This window comes from Gilliamella sp. W8126 (genome assembly GCF_016102185.1).
In the GTDB taxonomy this organism is placed as follows: domain Bacteria; phylum Pseudomonadota; class Gammaproteobacteria; order Enterobacterales; family Orbaceae; genus Gilliamella; species Gilliamella apis_A.
Genome location: NZ_JACFPE010000003.1, coordinates 116,473 through 131,214 on the forward strand (window position 1 = coordinate 116,473; position 14,742 = coordinate 131,214).

Sequence of the window (14,742 nt, forward strand, 5' to 3'; positions counted from 1 at the left end):
ATGGTCGTAGCAGATTAATATTATTAATTTATTCTGCGCTGGAAGCAAGTAAACCAGACTCACTTAATGTTTTATTAAAATCTTTATCCATAAAGAATAAATCTCGTTTGTTTTCACCAACTAATTCCAGTTTATCAACAATGCTTTTAAAAAGTTTTTCTTCTTCATGTTGTTCAGCAACGTACCATTGTAAAAAGTGAAATGTTGAGAAATCTTTTTGGGTTAAAGCATAGTCAACAAGCTCATTTATCTCTTTGGTAATTTTAAGTTCATGTTGATATGCCGCTCTAAACACATCAAGCAGTGATTTATATTCTGATTCTGGTGCTTCAATTTTGCCAATAAGTGCTAATGCACCGCAATCTAACACATAATCAAATAAGCGTTCCATATGCTGGCGTTCTTCGCTAGCATGATCTCTTAAAAATTTTCCAAACGAAGGAAAATTTTGATCATCACACCATGCACTCATTTGTAGGTAAAGGTTAGAAGAATAGAATTCTAGATTTAATTGGTCATTGAGTTTTTTGACCATTTGGTTGGTTAACATTTCATTTTCCTCACATTGCTTTTTTAGTATTTCACTTTTTATTGAGATAAAGTGATTATTGATAAGTGTATGATAGCTATTCATACACTTATATTAGTTAAATTAGATAAATATCTTGAAGGATCTTTCTATTGTTATCATCTAATTGATATTCTTGGTGTAACCAATTATCTATTGTGTTATAGCGTTTTTTAATCTCATCGATAGCAGCGGTTAAAAACTCTTGCTTAGCTGAAAAAATGATTTTTTGTTTTTCAAACTCTTCAGCTGATAATTTACTTTTATTTTGGCTAAGTACTGCTTGACGATAATCATTTAAATATTGTTCGGTAAGCAAATAATCTTGCATAATAACGTCTTCGCTGACACCTAATGCAAATAGGGTTAAGGCGACACCGACACCAGTTCTATCTTTACCTACTGCACAGTGTTGTACTAATGGTTTGCCATTCGCATTAAGTAATATTGATATTAATTTTTTATAAGCTGGATTATTAAATGGTAATAGCTGATAGAGTTTAATCATAAAATCCAAAGGCGAATATTTTTTAAGTACGAATATATCATCACTAACTAAGCTTGCCGTAATTTCATCACTTAATGGATTTGCTGGGATATTAAAATATTGGCTATTGTTCCAAAGATTATCGGGATTACGATCGATTTCAAGTTGATCACGATAATCTAATACATAATGTAAATTAAGCTCATCAGATAAGAACTTTTTTTCCTCATCACTAAGGCGAGAGAATTCACCCGAACGATACAACATTCCTGAACGAATTTGGCGACCATCACTGGTTTTAATACCACCTAAGTCTCGAAAATTAATTCCATTTTGGATTGGTACAACTGATGTCATTATTGGTCCTTATTTCTGCTTAACTTTGCTTGCTATATTAACATGTTTCTGATTAGAATTGATTCATCGTTTTTGCATTATTATTGCTTGAGGAATCTATTATGTCGACTTTATCTATCTTATTATCGGAAAAACCTGCTCCATCTAAATGGGGTAAAGATGCTTTACTTAGTTTTTCTGATGATGCTATTACCATTCATTATCAACCTGACCATCGACATGGTGCCATTCAGCGAGCAGCTCGAAAACTAGATAATCAAGGTATTAAGTCAGTTAAACTTATTGGTGATAATTGGGATTTAGAATCTTGTTGGCATTTTTGGCTCGGTTATCGTAATGCTAAGAATAATAATAAAGTGAGTTGGGCCAAACTTGATAGTCAAGATAAGCAAGAACTAAAACATCGTCTCGCAATTATTGATTGGTGTCGAGATATTGTTAATCAACAAGCTGAAACATTAAGCCCGTTAGAACTGGCAATGCAAAGTGCAAACTTAATTAGTAATTATTCCTCAGATATTACCTATAACATTACTTCAGGTGAAGCATTAAAAGAACAGGATTATATGGGTATTTACACGGTTGGCAAAGGATCAGAACGCCCGGCAGCGTTGCTTGAGCTTGATTATAATCCGACTAAAAATCCTAAAGCCCCAATTGTTGCTTGTTTAGTCGGTAAAGGTATTACCTTTGATTCTGGTGGTTATAGCTTAAAGCCAAGCAGTTTTATGGAATCAATGCGATCGGATATGGGGGGCGCAGCATTGGTAACGGGAGCTCTGGCGCTTGCTATTGCTCGAGGTGTTAAACATCGTATCAAACTTTATCTGTGTTGTGCTGATAATTTGGTGAGTGGTAAGGCATTTAAACTGGGTGATATTATTCGATATCGTAATGGTAAAACTGTTGAAGTTGATAATACTGATGCAGAAGGACGGTTAGTTTTAGCTGATGGATTAATTAGTGCCGACAACGATAATCCTCATTATATTATTGACTGTGCAACCCTTACTGGTGCAGCAAAAATTGCTGTAGGTAACGATTACCATTCATTACTTTCGTTTGACGACCTCTTTGCAAATCAGTTATTAGCAAGTAGCCAAGTGGAACATGAAGCTTTTTGGCGATTACCATTAGCTGATTTTCATCGTAGTCAATTTCCATCATCTTTTGCTGATATGGCCAATTCTGGATTACCAAATACCGCTGGTGCAAGTACTGCTGCGGCATTTTTATCTCATTTTATTAAAAATTATAAACAAAATTGGCTACATATTGACTGTTCAGCTACATTCCGCAAAAGTGCCACCGCTTTATGGGCAACAGGTGCAACAGGTATTGGGGTAAGAACGCTGGCTAATTTGTTAACTATATTAAAATGATTAGTAATGATTTTATGATGCATTAAATAGAATTTTAAAAAAGTTTATAAATATATAAGGAATATCATGAATATAAAAAAGTTACTATTAGTTATGCCCCTCTTATTTTCTTTTGTTACTTATGCGAGGGATTGTACAACAGAATATGAAAATAAAAATTATGAAAAGGCACTTATTGAATGTACACAAGAAGCAGAAAAAGGTAGTTCAGAAGCGCAGTATCTTTTAGGTGACTTATATTATCAGGCTATAACAGGAGATGAGCAAGATGATTCACTATATCAAAAGGCTATTTATTGGTTTACAAAATCAGCCGAACAAGGTTATGTAGATGCACAATATACTCTAGGCATATTGTATGATCAAAGTGATGATGAAACACAAGATTCCCAAAAAGCGTTATTTTGGTATGAGAAAGCTGTAGAACAAAATGACCCCCCATCACAATATAATTTAGGTATTATGTATGAATATGGTCATGGCGTTGAACCAAATATACAAAAAGCTTTAACTTTGTATATAAAATCAGCTGAACAAGGTTATATGGATGCACAATACGCGTTAGGACTTATGTATGATAAAGGTGATGGAATAGAACAAGATAAACAAAAAGCGATATTTTGGTATGAAAAAGCTGCAGAACAAGGTGACTTCAACTCACAATTTAATTTAGCTCTTATGTATGATGAAGGTGATGGAGTTGAACAAAATAAACAAAAAGCAGCATTTTGGTATACTAAATTAGCGGAGCGGAATGTCGTCCCTGAAGCACAATACAGGTTAGGAATTATGTATGATAAAGGTGATGGGGTTGAGCAAAACAAATTATTAGCTAATAAGTATTTTAAACAGTCCTGTGAGCGGGGTTTTGAAAAAGCTTGTAATAAATTAAAAAAATAATCCTAAGATTTAATAAAAAACCACCTTAAATCACTAAGGTGGTTTACTTGAAGTGTTGATTAATTTTAGAACAACCTATTGTTTATCTTCAATCACAGTTGCTTTTTTAATATAGATTGGTTCAACAGGGACATTTTGATGTGGTCCCATGCGTTTTGTAGCGACATTAACAATTTTATCAACGACATCCATTCCTTTAATGACTTTACCAAAAACTGCATAACCATATTGGTCTGGTGATTGGTAATTAAGAAAATCATTATTGACAACATTAATAAAGAATTGGCTAGTTGCACTATCTACAACATTGGTTCTTGCCATTGCGATAGTTCCGCGATCGTTTTTCAAGCCATTATTGGCTTCATTTTTAATTGGTTGTTGAGTTTCTTTGAATTTTAATTGATCATCAGCGCCACCGCCTTGAATCATAAATCCAGGAATGACTCGATGGAAGGTTAAATTTTCATAATAGCCGCTATTGACATAATCAAGAAAATTTTTCGTGGTAATTGGTGCATGTTCACTATCTAATTCAATTTCAATATCGCCCATACTGGTTTGTAATAATACTTTGCTATCAGCCAATGCAACAGTTGAAAAAAGGCTTAATAGTAATGATATAAGTAATAGTTTGATTTTTTTCATTTAACAAATCCTTACTCCAAAATAGTGGGCAAATTATACCGAATATTAAATGAATTGAAATGATTAATATGACTAATTAACTAAAATTCTGGGTGATAGATTCCAATATTGCGATTAATAAATAAAAAATAGTTTTTATTTATTATAATTCATTTTATTAGTGAGTTTATTTTCTATTTTCTTTGTATTTTTAAGCATATTTTGTAGATAAAAAACCCTGTTCCTCAAAATTTTTTGCTAAGCGATGAATTATTATGCGATGTATTTTATGTAACATGCCTTTAGTGTTGCCTCTTCATGGGATTTGTAGTCAATGTGTTAAAAACTTACCAAAATTTAATAAGATTTGTTATCAATGTAGTCTTCCTCATTCATTATCAACCAAAATCTGCTATCGATGTCGTGATAATCGGCCTTATTGGGATGAAATGATTGCGGTAACAGAATATATGGCACCGTTAAAAAGATTAATCCAACATTTAAAATTTTATCGAAAAACTGAATTAACTAATGTTCTGGCTAGATTAATGTTTTTAGCGTGGTATCAACGACGGTTGAGTAGTGGTTTGGTTAAACCAGATATTGTAACTTGTGTTCCATTGCACCATTTTCGTTATTGGTCTAGAGGCTTTAATCAAGCGGCATTATTAGCGAGACCAATAGCTAGATGGCTCAATTGTGATTTTCAACCTTATCTGTTATCACGAAAGTCAGTGGCACACGATCAAAAGTATCTATCGCTTAAGCAACGAATAACCAATGTTGAAACCTTATTTAGTTGCCGCGATGATTTAACCAATCAATCGATAATGCTTATTGATGATATTGTTACTACCGGCAATACCATAAATGCCATTAGCCAACAGTTAAAACATTGTGGGGCAAACTATATTCAGGTAGTTTGTTTATGTCGCACCATCTTGTAAAATCTAAAACACCCCCTATAATGACCAACAAGGTTAGTCAACTATTATCGATGATGTTAGTGATGATTAATGTCAATCGTGTCAAAGTGAGGGATTATGTCTATTATTACCATTTCTGAATCAGCGCAACAACATTTTAAAAAATTACTTGCTAATCAGCCTGATGGTACACAAATTCGGGTTTTTGTTATTAATCCTGGCACACCATCGGCAGAATGTGGGGTTTCATATTGCCCAGCAGATACTATAGAAGATAGCGATATAGAAGAACAACAACAAGCAGGTTTTGCTATTTATATTGATGAAATTAGCGCTCCTTTTTTAGAGGAAACGGTGATTGATTATGTAACAGATGAATTAGGTTCTCAATTAACTTTGAAAGCGCCGAATTCAAAAATGAAAAAGGTTGCCGATGATGCGCCGTTAATTGAACGCGTCAATTATGTTATTCAAGCACAGGTTAATCCACAATTAGCTAGTCATGGTGGTCATGTGAGTTTGGTTGAATTAACCGATGATAATTATGCGATATTACAATTTGGCGGTGGTTGTAATGGTTGTTCGATGGTCGATTACACTTTAAAAGAGGGGATTGAAAAACAGCTACTTGCTGAATTCCCTGAACTGGCTGGCGTAAAAGATATTACCGAACATCAAGCTGGAAGCCATTCATATTGTTAAAAAATTTTCGATTTACATCTTGCTTATTGCTGTGATTAAGTCATAATCGCATAATGTTTGCCAATTCACATCATGATGGGGTTATATGAATCAAGTTAGTATTATTTCAGATCTTATCGTTTGGATTGAAAAAAATTTAGAGCAACCCTTATCTATTGATAATGTCGCCCAGAAATCAGGTTATTCGAAGTGGCATTTACAACGGATGTTTAAAGAAGTAACTGGTCAAGTGCTTGGTACTTATATTCGTCACCGCAGATTAACTTATGCGGCATTATCTTTGCGCATGACAAGTAAACCTATTTTAGATATTGCTATGCAATATCGTTTTGATTCGCAGCAAACTTTTACTCGTTCTTTTAAAAAGCAATTTAATGAAACACCAGCAAGTTATCGTCGTGGTGAATTTTGGGATCCTACCGGGTTAACTCCTGCTATTGAATTAAATAAAAATCGACTTTCTTTACCTGAGCCTAAATTTGTGAATATGCCGAAACAAACTTTTTGGGGGATCTCTTACAAAAATAATTGTAATTTGAGTCAAATTTTAGATGAAGAAAATAAATTAAGATCGCAGTTTTTTCAAAATTATTTATCCCATTATGCTCACAATAGCGACAGTTTACCGGATAAGATTTTTGCTTTTAGCCGTATCTTGAAAAGTAAAGATAATGCTAATGAACAAGAACTTTTATATACAATTGCCTTAGATCATAATAATAATCTTGAGCATATAGAACCAATTGTTAATGAAGGTGGTTTATATCTTTGTTTTAAATATATCGGTTTGCTAGAAAATTTCAGCGATTTTATTTCTCAAGTCCATTTAGCTGCAATGCCTGCATTGAAAGTTCGGTTACGCACCTCAAGCTGTTTAATTGAGATTCATCATAATCATCATGATGATACGATTAAATGTTTTGAAGATATTCATACTATGGAATGCGATTATTGTGTTCCTGTGGTTGCAGATGATGAAGTCAATATCCAGTCAAACTTGTTATAGTCTACTTTAACTAGTTTTGATAAATATTGACTATTATTTTATTTATCTGATTTCAATAGAATGTTTTCCAACCACACTTTAAATTCAGGAGTTGCTTCTTTTAAACTATTCGAGCCTCTGGTCACAGTGGCAATGCCAATTTTCAATTGCTCTTTAAGTTGGCGTTGATTAATTGAGCCATCCAGTAATGAACGGACAATTTTAACTCTTGTGATTAATGCATCCCGCTCATCAGCTGTCATCAGTAATTTCAATATATCTAATGAATAACCGCTATTAAATGCTTGGTGTAATATTTCAACCGTTTGGTTCCATTCTTTAGTTTTCATGTAATGCACCATTAATATTGTCTATTAAATTCGTTTGTTGTCAGTATATGAGGGTGTTGATTTCCTAAAATATATTGGTAAATATAATCATAAACTAATACACTTTTGACATAATTTCGAGTTTCATTAAAGGGAATACTTTCAATAAATGCGATAGCATCAAGTTTTCCATTACTATTATTCAACCATTTTTTTACTCGGCCAGGACCTGCATTATAGGCCGCCGAGGATAAAATACGATTGTTATCATTTTGTAAATAAACGCTATTTAAAAAATAAGTACCTAACTGTATATTCGTTGTCGGTTCAAACAGTTGGCTTGGTGAATAATAGGTAATATTATTGATTTTTTTGGCTGTTTCCTTAGCTGTTGCTGGCATTAATTGCATTAAACCACTGGCTCCAACTGGAGATTGTATCATTGTGTCAAATGCACTTTCTTGCCGAGTTATTGCTAAAGCATAAGATAATGGAATCGCTTTATCTTTCAAGGCATCATTATATAAGTTTTTATACATGATAGGTAGGCGTTCAGTCCAATTATCCCATAATTTACCTGATATTGTTGCTTGTATACTTAGTTCTCCCCAACCTTTCTGATAAGCGTATTTAGCTAAATCTAAATATTCATTTTCTGCTGCTTGGTTTTTAAGTACATATCGCCATTCTTGTTTTGACTCCGTTAACATACCTAATAATCTTAATTCTTTGATTCTAATGACATATGGTTGCTGGTCATACTTGGCTTTTAGTGCATTGACTTCTGTACTCAGGATCTTTTTCGATAAATTATTGATACTATATGGTTGATTAAGAGCTTGTGCACTTACCATTCCGTAAAAACCACGTTTATTAGTTAAACTTTTTAAGATATGTTTTGCTTCGTTAGTTTTTTTGTTATTGAGTAATATTCGAGCGTGCCAGTATTGCCATTCTTCTTTTAATTGATCTTCTGGAGTTAGTTGTTTTAGCCAATGTGCAATATCTTTGTAATTATTAGCATCAATAGCCATGCGAATACGTTTTTCAACTAAAGTCGAGTCATGACTTTTGCTAATATAATTATCCCGCCATTTTATCTGTTCTGGGGTTGCTGAATCACTAAAATAACTATTGGCTAAGCTTTGTTGTAATCTAATTTGCTCATCATCAGTGAAATTCTGTTTTTCAATTAGTTGTGGTAATAATGCTGCAGCCACATTTTTGTCAGCTTTAACTAACCGAGGGTAAGAAGCTAAGACAATTTTTTTTGTGAAGGTGCTCGTTTTGATATTTTTTGAAAAAGCTTCAATTTTTCGTGGATTATCGAAAATAGCTAATAAATGATTTTTGGTTGTTTGATAGTTATCATCTAGTAAGTTGGTTAAATGGCGAGCTAATTTTAAATTGTTGTTTTCCAGTGCAAGTTCTATACGTAACAAAATAAGATTTGCTGTGCGTTTACCACTTTTTGACCATGTATCTAATAAAGGATCACAAGCTGAAGGTAATTCTTTACCTGTTAACCATAGCGATTCGACATTATCTAACACTGATTTGTCTTGATGTTGCTGTAATTTTGCATACTGGTATCGACAATTAGAAGCAATAGAATTATCTATAGGAAAAGTGATAATTGCATTCCAGTCTTGACGATTAGCTAGCTCAGTTATATAAGCTTGAGTTAATGACGATGTTAATGGGAAATCATGATATTTTTTTGCAAAATCACTTACTGCTTGTGTTGATACTGTTTTAATATTATTTTGAAAAAATTGCACGGCAGCATAAGGGTATAATGGATAGTTTTTTAACTGTTTTAGTAATGTTTGTTGTTCATCAAAAGTTAATGATTGATAAGTATTTTGCCACTTTTGATAATTTTGTCGCAAATCACTCAAAGTAGGCTCTGCAAACACACTTTTAGCCCAAAGTATGCTTAATATCAAACACCAACGTATCACTAAATTCATTCTTAAACTCCTGTATCAAATTAGCTTATTAGATTAGCATATTCCCGTATATTTCGTCGATGAAGAACTGATAACTTAATTCCCACTAAAATAGTCAACTAAATACTTGACTAAAAATAAAGGATATATAAAATATTTACTGTTAAATATAGGGGAATGATTAATGAAATTGACATCAAAAGGGCGATATGCAGTGACAGCTATGTTAGATGTAGCACTGCATTCAGAATCAGGCCCTGTTTCACTTGCTGATATTTCAGAACGTCAGGAAATCTCACTATCTTATTTAGAACAACTGTTTTCGCGATTGCGTAAAAATGGTTTAGTTTCAAGTGTTAGAGGTCCTGGTGGTGGTTATGTACTTGGCCGTAGTATGGAGCAAATTGCGATTAGCTCAATTGTAAAAGCTGTTGATGAAACTGTTCATGCGACTAAATGCCACGGTAATACCGGATGTCAAAACGGTGTAAGATGCCTTACCCATAGCTTATGGAATGACTTAAGTGAACGAATCAATGATTTTTTGACCAGCATCACTTTAAGCGAATTGGTTAATAATCAAGAAGTGAAAGCCGTCTCTAATCGACAAAGTCATCTTCATCAAAACAGAATTAATTAAAAATACAGAATTTGTAATTGGGAGTAATTAATGAAATTACCTATTTATATGGATTATGCAGCAACAACGCCTGTAGATCCAAGAGTAGCTGAAAAAATGATACAGTATTTAACACCCGATGGTGTTTTTGGTAATCCCGCTTCTCGTTCACATAAATTTGGTTGGCAAGCAGAAGAAGCAGTTGATATTGCACGAAATCAAATTGCTGACTTAATTGGTGCCGATTCACGTGAAATTGTATTTACTTCAGGTGCGACAGAAGCAGATAACTTAGCCATTAAAGGTGCGGCTCATTTTAATTATGCTAAAGGTAAACATATTATTACCTGTAAAACTGAACATAAAGCAGTGCTTGATACTTGTCGTCAATTAGAACGAGAAGGTTATGAAGTGACTTATTTAGCACCAGAATCAAATGGTATTCTTGATCTTGATAAACTGGCTGCGGCGATGCGTAATGACACAACTGTTGTATCAATTATGCACGTTAATAATGAAACTGGTGTTATTCAGGATATCGAAAAAATCGGTGAAATGTGTCGTGAAAGAGGTATTGTATTTCATGTTGATGCAACCCAGAGTGTTGGTAAATTACCGATAGACTTAACCAAATTAAAAGTCGATCTTATGTCGTTTTCTGGACATAAGATCTATGGACCAAAAGGCATTGGTGGACTTTATGTTAGACGTAAACCTCGCGTGCGTATTGAAGCCCAAATGCATGGTGGTGGACATGAACGCGGTATGCGTTCTGGTACTTTACCGGTACACCAAATTGTGGGTATGGGTGAAGCATACCGTATAGCAAAAGAAGAGATGGCAACAGAAATGCCACGTCTTTTAGCACTAAAAACTCGTTTATGGAATGGATTAAAAGATATTGAAGAAGTCTATCTTAATGGTTCATTAGAGCATGGTGTGGCTAACATTTTAAATGTAAGTTTTGCTTATATTGAAGGTGAGTCGCTCATGATGGCGCTGAAAGATTTAGCTGTATCATCTGGTTCAGCATGTACTTCTGCAAGTTTAGAACCATCTTATGTATTACGAGCGCTAGGACTTAATGATGAACTAGCCCATAGTTCAATAAGATTTTCATTTGGTCGATTTAGTACTGAAGAAGAAGTAGATTATGTAATCAAATTAATCAAAGATTCTATCGGTAAATTAAGAGATCTTTCTCCGCTTTGGGAAATGTTTAAAGATGGTGTTGATTTAACAAAAATTAAATGGTCAGCCCATTAAAAATTAGGAGTAAATTATGGCATACAGTGAAAAAGTCGTCGATCATTATGAAAATCCTCGCAATGTAGGTTCTTTCGATCAAAATGATCCGAATGTTGGAAGTGGTATGGTTGGTGCACCAGCATGTGGCGATGTAATGCGATTACAAATTAAAGTTAATGATGATGGCATTATTGAAGATGCCAAATTTAAAACTTATGGCTGCGGTAGTGCAATTGCCTCAAGTTCATTAGTGACTGAATGGATTAAAGGTAAATCATTAGATGAAGCTGAAGCAATAAAAAATACTGATATAGCAAAAGAATTAGCTTTACCTCCGGTTAAAATTCACTGTTCAATTTTAGCTGAAGACGCCATCAAAGCAGCAATTGATGATTATAAAACCAAAAAAGGACAACGTTAATGGCAATTACATTAACTGATAGCGCAGCAAATCGAGTTCAGGCCTTTTTAGCTAACAGAGGTAAAGGTGTTGGGCTTCGGTTAGGCGTTAAAACTTCTGGCTGTTCTGGAATGGCTTATGTATTAGAATTTGCTGATATTATTAATGATGATGATAGTGTTTTTGAAGATAAAGATGTCAAAGTTATCGTTGACAAAAAGAGCTTAGTTTATATTGATGGAACAGAGCTTGATTTTGTCAAAGAAGGTCTAAATGAAGGCTTTAAATTCAATAACCCTAACGCTAGCAATGAATGTGGTTGTGGCGAAAGTTTTAATGTTTAATGGGACATGAATTGTGATTAATTACTTTGAATTATTTCAATTACCAATCCAATTACCTATTGATAGTGGTCAGTTAACGGCCAACTATCAACAATTGCAACGTCAATATCATCCCGATAACTTTGCCAATGCAAATGATAATGAAAAAATGGCCATTATTCAGAAATCAGCAATGATCAATGATGGTTATCAGACCCTGAAAAATCCGATAAAAGCGGCTGAATATTTTTTGTCTTTGCAAGGTTTTGATGTGGCAACAGAGCAAAATATTATTCATGATGCCGATTTCTTAATGGAACAATTTAGTTTGCGTGAAAAATTGGACGATATTGAAAATCAGAATAATGTTGATCTGTTAGATGATTTTCATTCCGAAATTTCGCAACGAAAAAAACAAGTCTATCATCAGCTATTGCAACATATGTCCCAACAAGATTGGCAAAACGCAGTTAATCAAATCTATAAACTCCGTTATCTGACTAGATTGATTGAACAGATCGAAAAGTTACAAGAAAAGCAATTTGCTTTATAATTTAAGATTAAGTAACACATCAATTAGAGATAGATCAAATGGTATTATTACAGATTAGTGAACCGGGACAAACACCAGAACCCCATCAACGTCGATTAGCTATTGGCATAGATCTAGGTACAACTAATTCTTTAGTGGCAACAGTTCGTAGTGGGCAAGCAGACGTTTTACCTGATTTAGACGGTAATGCATTATTACCATCGGTTGTGCATTATGGCCTAGACTATGATGATAATACTATTATTACGGTCGGTAAAAATGCTAAAACTAATGCAGCCAATGATCCATTTAATACGGTTAGTTCCGTAAAACGCTTAATGGGAAGGAGCTTAACTGATATTGATAGTTCGCGCTTTCCTTATACTTTTTCACAAACTGATAATGGTGTTCCTTTATTAAATTTACCTAATCAACAAGTTAATCCAGTACAAGTTTCAGCTGAGATTTTGATTGCTTTGGCTGATCGAGCTAAACAAAGCTTAGGTGGTGAGATTGATGGTGCAGTAATAACAGTTCCAGCTTATTTTGATGATGCGCAAAGACAAGCAACTAAGGATGCAGCTAAATTAGCCGGATTACATGTTTTAAGATTACTGAATGAACCAACAGCTGCTGCTATCGCTTATGGCTTAGATTCAGGTAAAGAAGGTGTTATTGCTGTTTATGATTTAGGTGGTGGTACATTTGATATCTCTATTTTACGCCTACATAAAGGTGTATTTGAAGTTTTAGCAACTGGCGGCGATTCAGCACTTGGTGGTGATGATTTTGACCGATTACTTGCTGATTTTTTAAAAACACAGTTAGGTTTAAATAACAATTCTGACCCATATATAAACCAGAAAATTATTGATGAAGCTGTTAAAATTAAAATTGCACTAAGTCAGCAAGATTCTGCTTTAGTCAATATAGAAGGGCAGTCTTTCACAATAACTCGTAAACAATTTGAAGACTTAATTGAACCTCTAGTTAAACGAACATTGGCTGTTTGTCGCCGAGCGTTGAAAGATGCGCAAATTGATTTTGATGAAGTTAGTGAAGTTGTGATGGTCGGTGGTTCAACTCGAGTGCCATTAGTAAGACAATTAGTTGGTCACTATTTCAAAACAGAACCATTAACGTCGATTGATCCTGATAAAGTTGTTGCTATTGGCGCAGCAATTCAAGCTGATATATTGGTTGGCAATAAACCTGATTCAGACATGTTATTGCTGGATGTTATTCCTTTATCATTAGGGATTGAAACTATGGGGGAATTAGTTGAAAAAATTATACCTCGTAATAGTACAATTCCATGCGCTCGTGCACAAGAGTTTACCACATTTAAAGATGGTCAAACGGCGATGATGATTCATGTTTTGCAAGGTGAACGAGAAAGTGTTGCCGATTGCAGGTCGTTAGCAAAATTTACTTTGCGAGGGATCCCTCCTATGCCTGCAGGTGGTGCGCATATTCGAGTTACCTTTCAAGTCGATGCTGATGGTTTATTGAGTGTCACTGCAATGGAAAAATCGACAGGGATTGAGGCGGCGATTCAAGTTAAGCCTTCTTATGGACTGTCTGAACATGAAATTGCTAGCATGATTCAAGATTCAATCAATTATGCAAATCAAGATAAACAACTAAGAAAGCTCGCCGAACAGAAAGTAGAGGCAGCCAGAGTACTTGAAACATTACAATCTGCTCTAGATAAAGATGCCGATTTATTAAATGAAGAAGAACTTAATCTTATCTTGAATGCAAAACAACAATTACAACAAGCAACGGAATCTGATGATTGTTCTTTGATTGAGCAGCAAATAAAGATTGTTGATAACGCAACACAAACCTTTGCTGCTAAACGTATGAATAGATCAATACGAGATGCCTTAACAGGGCATAGCGTTGATGATATTTAACCAATGAGATTATTATGCCAAAAATTACCTTTTTACCAAATGCTGAGCTTTGTCCTGAAGGAAAAACTGTTGAGGCCGAAGAAGGCGAATCAATATTAGATGTCGCTTTGCGCAATGACATCGAAATAGAGCATGCTTGTGAAATGTCTTGTGCATGTTCAACTTGTCATTGTATTGTTCGAAAAGGATTTGACTCACTTGAAGAAAGTGATGAACAAGAAGATGATATGCTAGATAAAGCTTGGGGTGTCGAGCCTCATAGTCGTTTAAGTTGTCAAGCTAGGGTGACCAATGAAGATCTTGAAGTGGAAATCCCAAGATATAGCCTAAATCATGCTAAAGAAGATCATTAATTAGTCGCCTTGATGGCGACATCATTCTGTGAAAACGCCTTTCCTCAAATTTTTTGCTTGTGATAATTATCACATTTTCTTTACCTAATTTACTTAACTGCTTTTAACTTAATAACGATTCTGATATAGTCGTAGT

17 protein-coding genes are annotated in these 14,742 nt (G+C 34.3%); 12 read left to right on the forward strand and 5 right to left on the reverse strand.

Features of this window, described 5'->3' with window-relative positions:
• Positions 1 to 28: 28 nt before the first annotated feature.
• Positions 29 to 550 carry a non-heme ferritin gene (ftnA, locus tag H3S74_RS07575; RefSeq protein WP_198201698.1) on the reverse strand — a complete coding sequence of 174 codons (522 nt, stop codon included), beginning with the start codon at positions 548 to 550 and terminating at the stop codon, positions 29 to 31.
• Positions 551 to 647: 97 nt separating this feature from the next.
• Positions 648 to 1,412, reverse strand: coding sequence for a tyrosine-protein phosphatase (locus H3S74_RS07580; RefSeq protein WP_198195931.1), 765 nt, complete (start codon positions 1,410 to 1,412; stop codon positions 648 to 650).
• 101 nt (positions 1,413 to 1,513) lie between these two features.
• Between H3S74_RS07580 and pepB the strand changes: the two genes are divergently transcribed.
• Together pepB and H3S74_RS07590 are read left to right on the forward strand one after the other, a co-directional pair.
• Positions 1,514 to 2,794, forward strand: a complete 1,281-nt coding sequence (gene pepB / locus H3S74_RS07585; protein ID WP_232354874.1) for an aminopeptidase PepB — start codon at positions 1,514 to 1,516, stop codon at positions 2,792 to 2,794.
• A gap of 66 nt (positions 2,795 to 2,860) precedes the next feature.
• Entirely contained in the window at positions 2,861 to 3,694 is an 834-nt protein-coding gene (locus H3S74_RS07590; RefSeq protein WP_110446958.1) for a tetratricopeptide repeat protein, read from the forward strand.
• A gap of 75 nt (positions 3,695 to 3,769) precedes the next feature.
• Here H3S74_RS07590 and H3S74_RS07595 read toward each other — a convergent pair whose 3' ends face one another.
• The gene (locus H3S74_RS07595; protein WP_198201691.1) at positions 3,770 to 4,339 is read right to left on the reverse strand and encodes a peptidylprolyl isomerase; all 570 of its coding nucleotides are present in this window, start codon (positions 4,337 to 4,339) and stop codon (positions 3,770 to 3,772) included.
• A 254-nt stretch (positions 4,340 to 4,593) separates the two neighbouring features.
• Between H3S74_RS07595 and H3S74_RS07600 the strand changes: the two genes are divergently transcribed.
• From H3S74_RS07600 to robA, 3 genes are all read left to right on the forward strand, one after another.
• Entirely contained in the window at positions 4,594 to 5,265 is a 672-nt protein-coding gene (locus tag H3S74_RS07600) for a phosphoribosyltransferase family protein (protein WP_198247613.1), read from the forward strand.
• Between the two features lie 102 nt (positions 5,266 to 5,367).
• On the forward strand, positions 5,368 to 5,946 hold the full coding sequence (gene nfuA, locus H3S74_RS07605) for a Fe-S biogenesis protein NfuA (RefSeq protein ID WP_065577966.1): 579 nt from the start codon (positions 5,368 to 5,370) through the stop codon (positions 5,944 to 5,946).
• An 85-nt stretch (positions 5,947 to 6,031) separates the two neighbouring features.
• Positions 6,032 to 6,952 (forward strand): MDR efflux pump AcrAB transcriptional activator RobA, encoded by a 921-nt coding sequence (gene robA, locus H3S74_RS07610; RefSeq protein WP_198201686.1) that lies wholly within the window; start codon positions 6,032 to 6,034, stop codon positions 6,950 to 6,952.
• Positions 6,953 to 6,990: 38 nt separating this feature from the next.
• Here robA and trpR read toward each other — a convergent pair whose 3' ends face one another.
• On the reverse strand, positions 6,991 to 7,281 hold the full coding sequence (gene trpR, locus H3S74_RS07615; protein ID WP_207463508.1) for a trp operon repressor: 291 nt from the start codon (positions 7,279 to 7,281) through the stop codon (positions 6,991 to 6,993).
• 11 nt (positions 7,282 to 7,292) lie between these two features.
• A complete protein-coding gene (gene sltY, locus H3S74_RS07620; RefSeq protein WP_198247614.1) occupies positions 7,293 to 9,233 on the reverse strand; it encodes a murein transglycosylase in 1,941 nt (646 codons plus the stop codon).
• Positions 9,234 to 9,396: 163 nt separating this feature from the next.
• Here sltY and iscR point away from each other — a divergent pair, with 163 nt between their 5' ends.
• Genes iscR through fdx form a run of 7 tightly spaced genes read left to right on the forward strand, consistent with a single transcriptional unit; the run spans position 9,397 to position 14,606 of the window.
• A complete protein-coding gene (gene iscR / locus H3S74_RS07625; protein ID WP_065577890.1) occupies positions 9,397 to 9,852 on the forward strand; it encodes a Fe-S cluster assembly transcriptional regulator IscR in 456 nt (151 codons plus the stop codon).
• 30 nt (positions 9,853 to 9,882) lie between these two features.
• Entirely contained in the window at positions 9,883 to 11,097 is a 1,215-nt protein-coding gene (locus H3S74_RS07630) for an IscS subfamily cysteine desulfurase (protein WP_110446963.1), read from the forward strand.
• Between the two features lie 16 nt (positions 11,098 to 11,113).
• Positions 11,114 to 11,500, forward strand: coding sequence for a Fe-S cluster assembly scaffold IscU (gene iscU, locus H3S74_RS07635; RefSeq protein ID WP_034884104.1), 387 nt, complete (start codon positions 11,114 to 11,116; stop codon positions 11,498 to 11,500).
• Positions 11,500 to 11,823, forward strand: coding sequence for an iron-sulfur cluster assembly protein IscA (gene iscA, locus H3S74_RS07640; RefSeq protein WP_065577888.1), 324 nt, complete (start codon positions 11,500 to 11,502; stop codon positions 11,821 to 11,823). Before iscU ends, iscA begins: the two co-directional genes overlap by 1 nt.
• A gap of 13 nt (positions 11,824 to 11,836) precedes the next feature.
• Positions 11,837 to 12,355: a co-chaperone HscB gene (hscB, locus tag H3S74_RS07645; RefSeq protein ID WP_165601579.1), complete on the forward strand. Its 519-nt coding sequence runs from the start codon at positions 11,837 to 11,839 to the stop codon at positions 12,353 to 12,355.
• A gap of 38 nt (positions 12,356 to 12,393) precedes the next feature.
• Positions 12,394 to 14,253, forward strand: coding sequence for a Fe-S protein assembly chaperone HscA (hscA, locus tag H3S74_RS07650; RefSeq protein WP_198247615.1), 1,860 nt, complete (start codon positions 12,394 to 12,396; stop codon positions 14,251 to 14,253).
• A 14-nt stretch (positions 14,254 to 14,267) separates the two neighbouring features.
• Positions 14,268 to 14,606 (forward strand): ISC system 2Fe-2S type ferredoxin, encoded by a 339-nt coding sequence (gene fdx / locus H3S74_RS07655; RefSeq protein WP_065577886.1) that lies wholly within the window; start codon positions 14,268 to 14,270, stop codon positions 14,604 to 14,606.
• Positions 14,607 to 14,742 lie beyond the last annotated feature (136 nt).

Excerpts from the sequence above, each read along its gene's own strand:
- robA (WP_198201686.1), top strand. The coding sequence starts at position 6,032 with ATGAATCAAGTTAGTATTATTTCAGATCTTATCGTTTGGATTGAAAAA.
- iscA (WP_065577888.1), top strand. The coding sequence starts at position 11,500 with ATGGCAATTACATTAACTGATAGCGCAGCAAATCGAGTTCAGGCCTTT.
- pepB (WP_232354874.1), top strand. The coding sequence starts at position 1,514 with ATGTCGACTTTATCTATCTTATTATCGGAAAAACCTGCTCCATCTAAA.
- fdx (WP_065577886.1), top strand. The coding sequence starts at position 14,268 with ATGCCAAAAATTACCTTTTTACCAAATGCTGAGCTTTGTCCTGAAGGA.
- H3S74_RS07630 (WP_110446963.1), top strand. The coding sequence starts at position 9,883 with ATGAAATTACCTATTTATATGGATTATGCAGCAACAACGCCTGTAGAT.
- iscR (WP_065577890.1), top strand. The coding sequence starts at position 9,397 with ATGAAATTGACATCAAAAGGGCGATATGCAGTGACAGCTATGTTAGAT.
- H3S74_RS07595 (WP_198201691.1), bottom strand. The coding sequence starts at position 4,339 with ATGAAAAAAATCAAACTATTACTTATATCATTACTATTAAGCCTTTTT.
- H3S74_RS07590 (WP_110446958.1), top strand. The coding sequence starts at position 2,861 with ATGAATATAAAAAAGTTACTATTAGTTATGCCCCTCTTATTTTCTTTT.
- H3S74_RS07580 (WP_198195931.1), bottom strand. The coding sequence starts at position 1,412 with ATGACATCAGTTGTACCAATCCAAAATGGAATTAATTTTCGAGACTTA.
- H3S74_RS07600 (WP_198247613.1), top strand. The coding sequence starts at position 4,594 with ATGCGATGTATTTTATGTAACATGCCTTTAGTGTTGCCTCTTCATGGG.
- ftnA (WP_198201698.1), bottom strand. The coding sequence starts at position 550 with ATGTTAACCAACCAAATGGTCAAAAAACTCAATGACCAATTAAATCTA.
- sltY (WP_198247614.1), bottom strand. The coding sequence starts at position 9,233 with ATGAATTTAGTGATACGTTGGTGTTTGATATTAAGCATACTTTGGGCT.
- hscA (WP_198247615.1), top strand. The coding sequence starts at position 12,394 with ATGGTATTATTACAGATTAGTGAACCGGGACAAACACCAGAACCCCAT.
- iscU (WP_034884104.1), top strand. The coding sequence starts at position 11,114 with ATGGCATACAGTGAAAAAGTCGTCGATCATTATGAAAATCCTCGCAAT.
- trpR (WP_207463508.1), bottom strand. The coding sequence starts at position 7,281 with ATGAAAACTAAAGAATGGAACCAAACGGTTGAAATATTACACCAAGCA.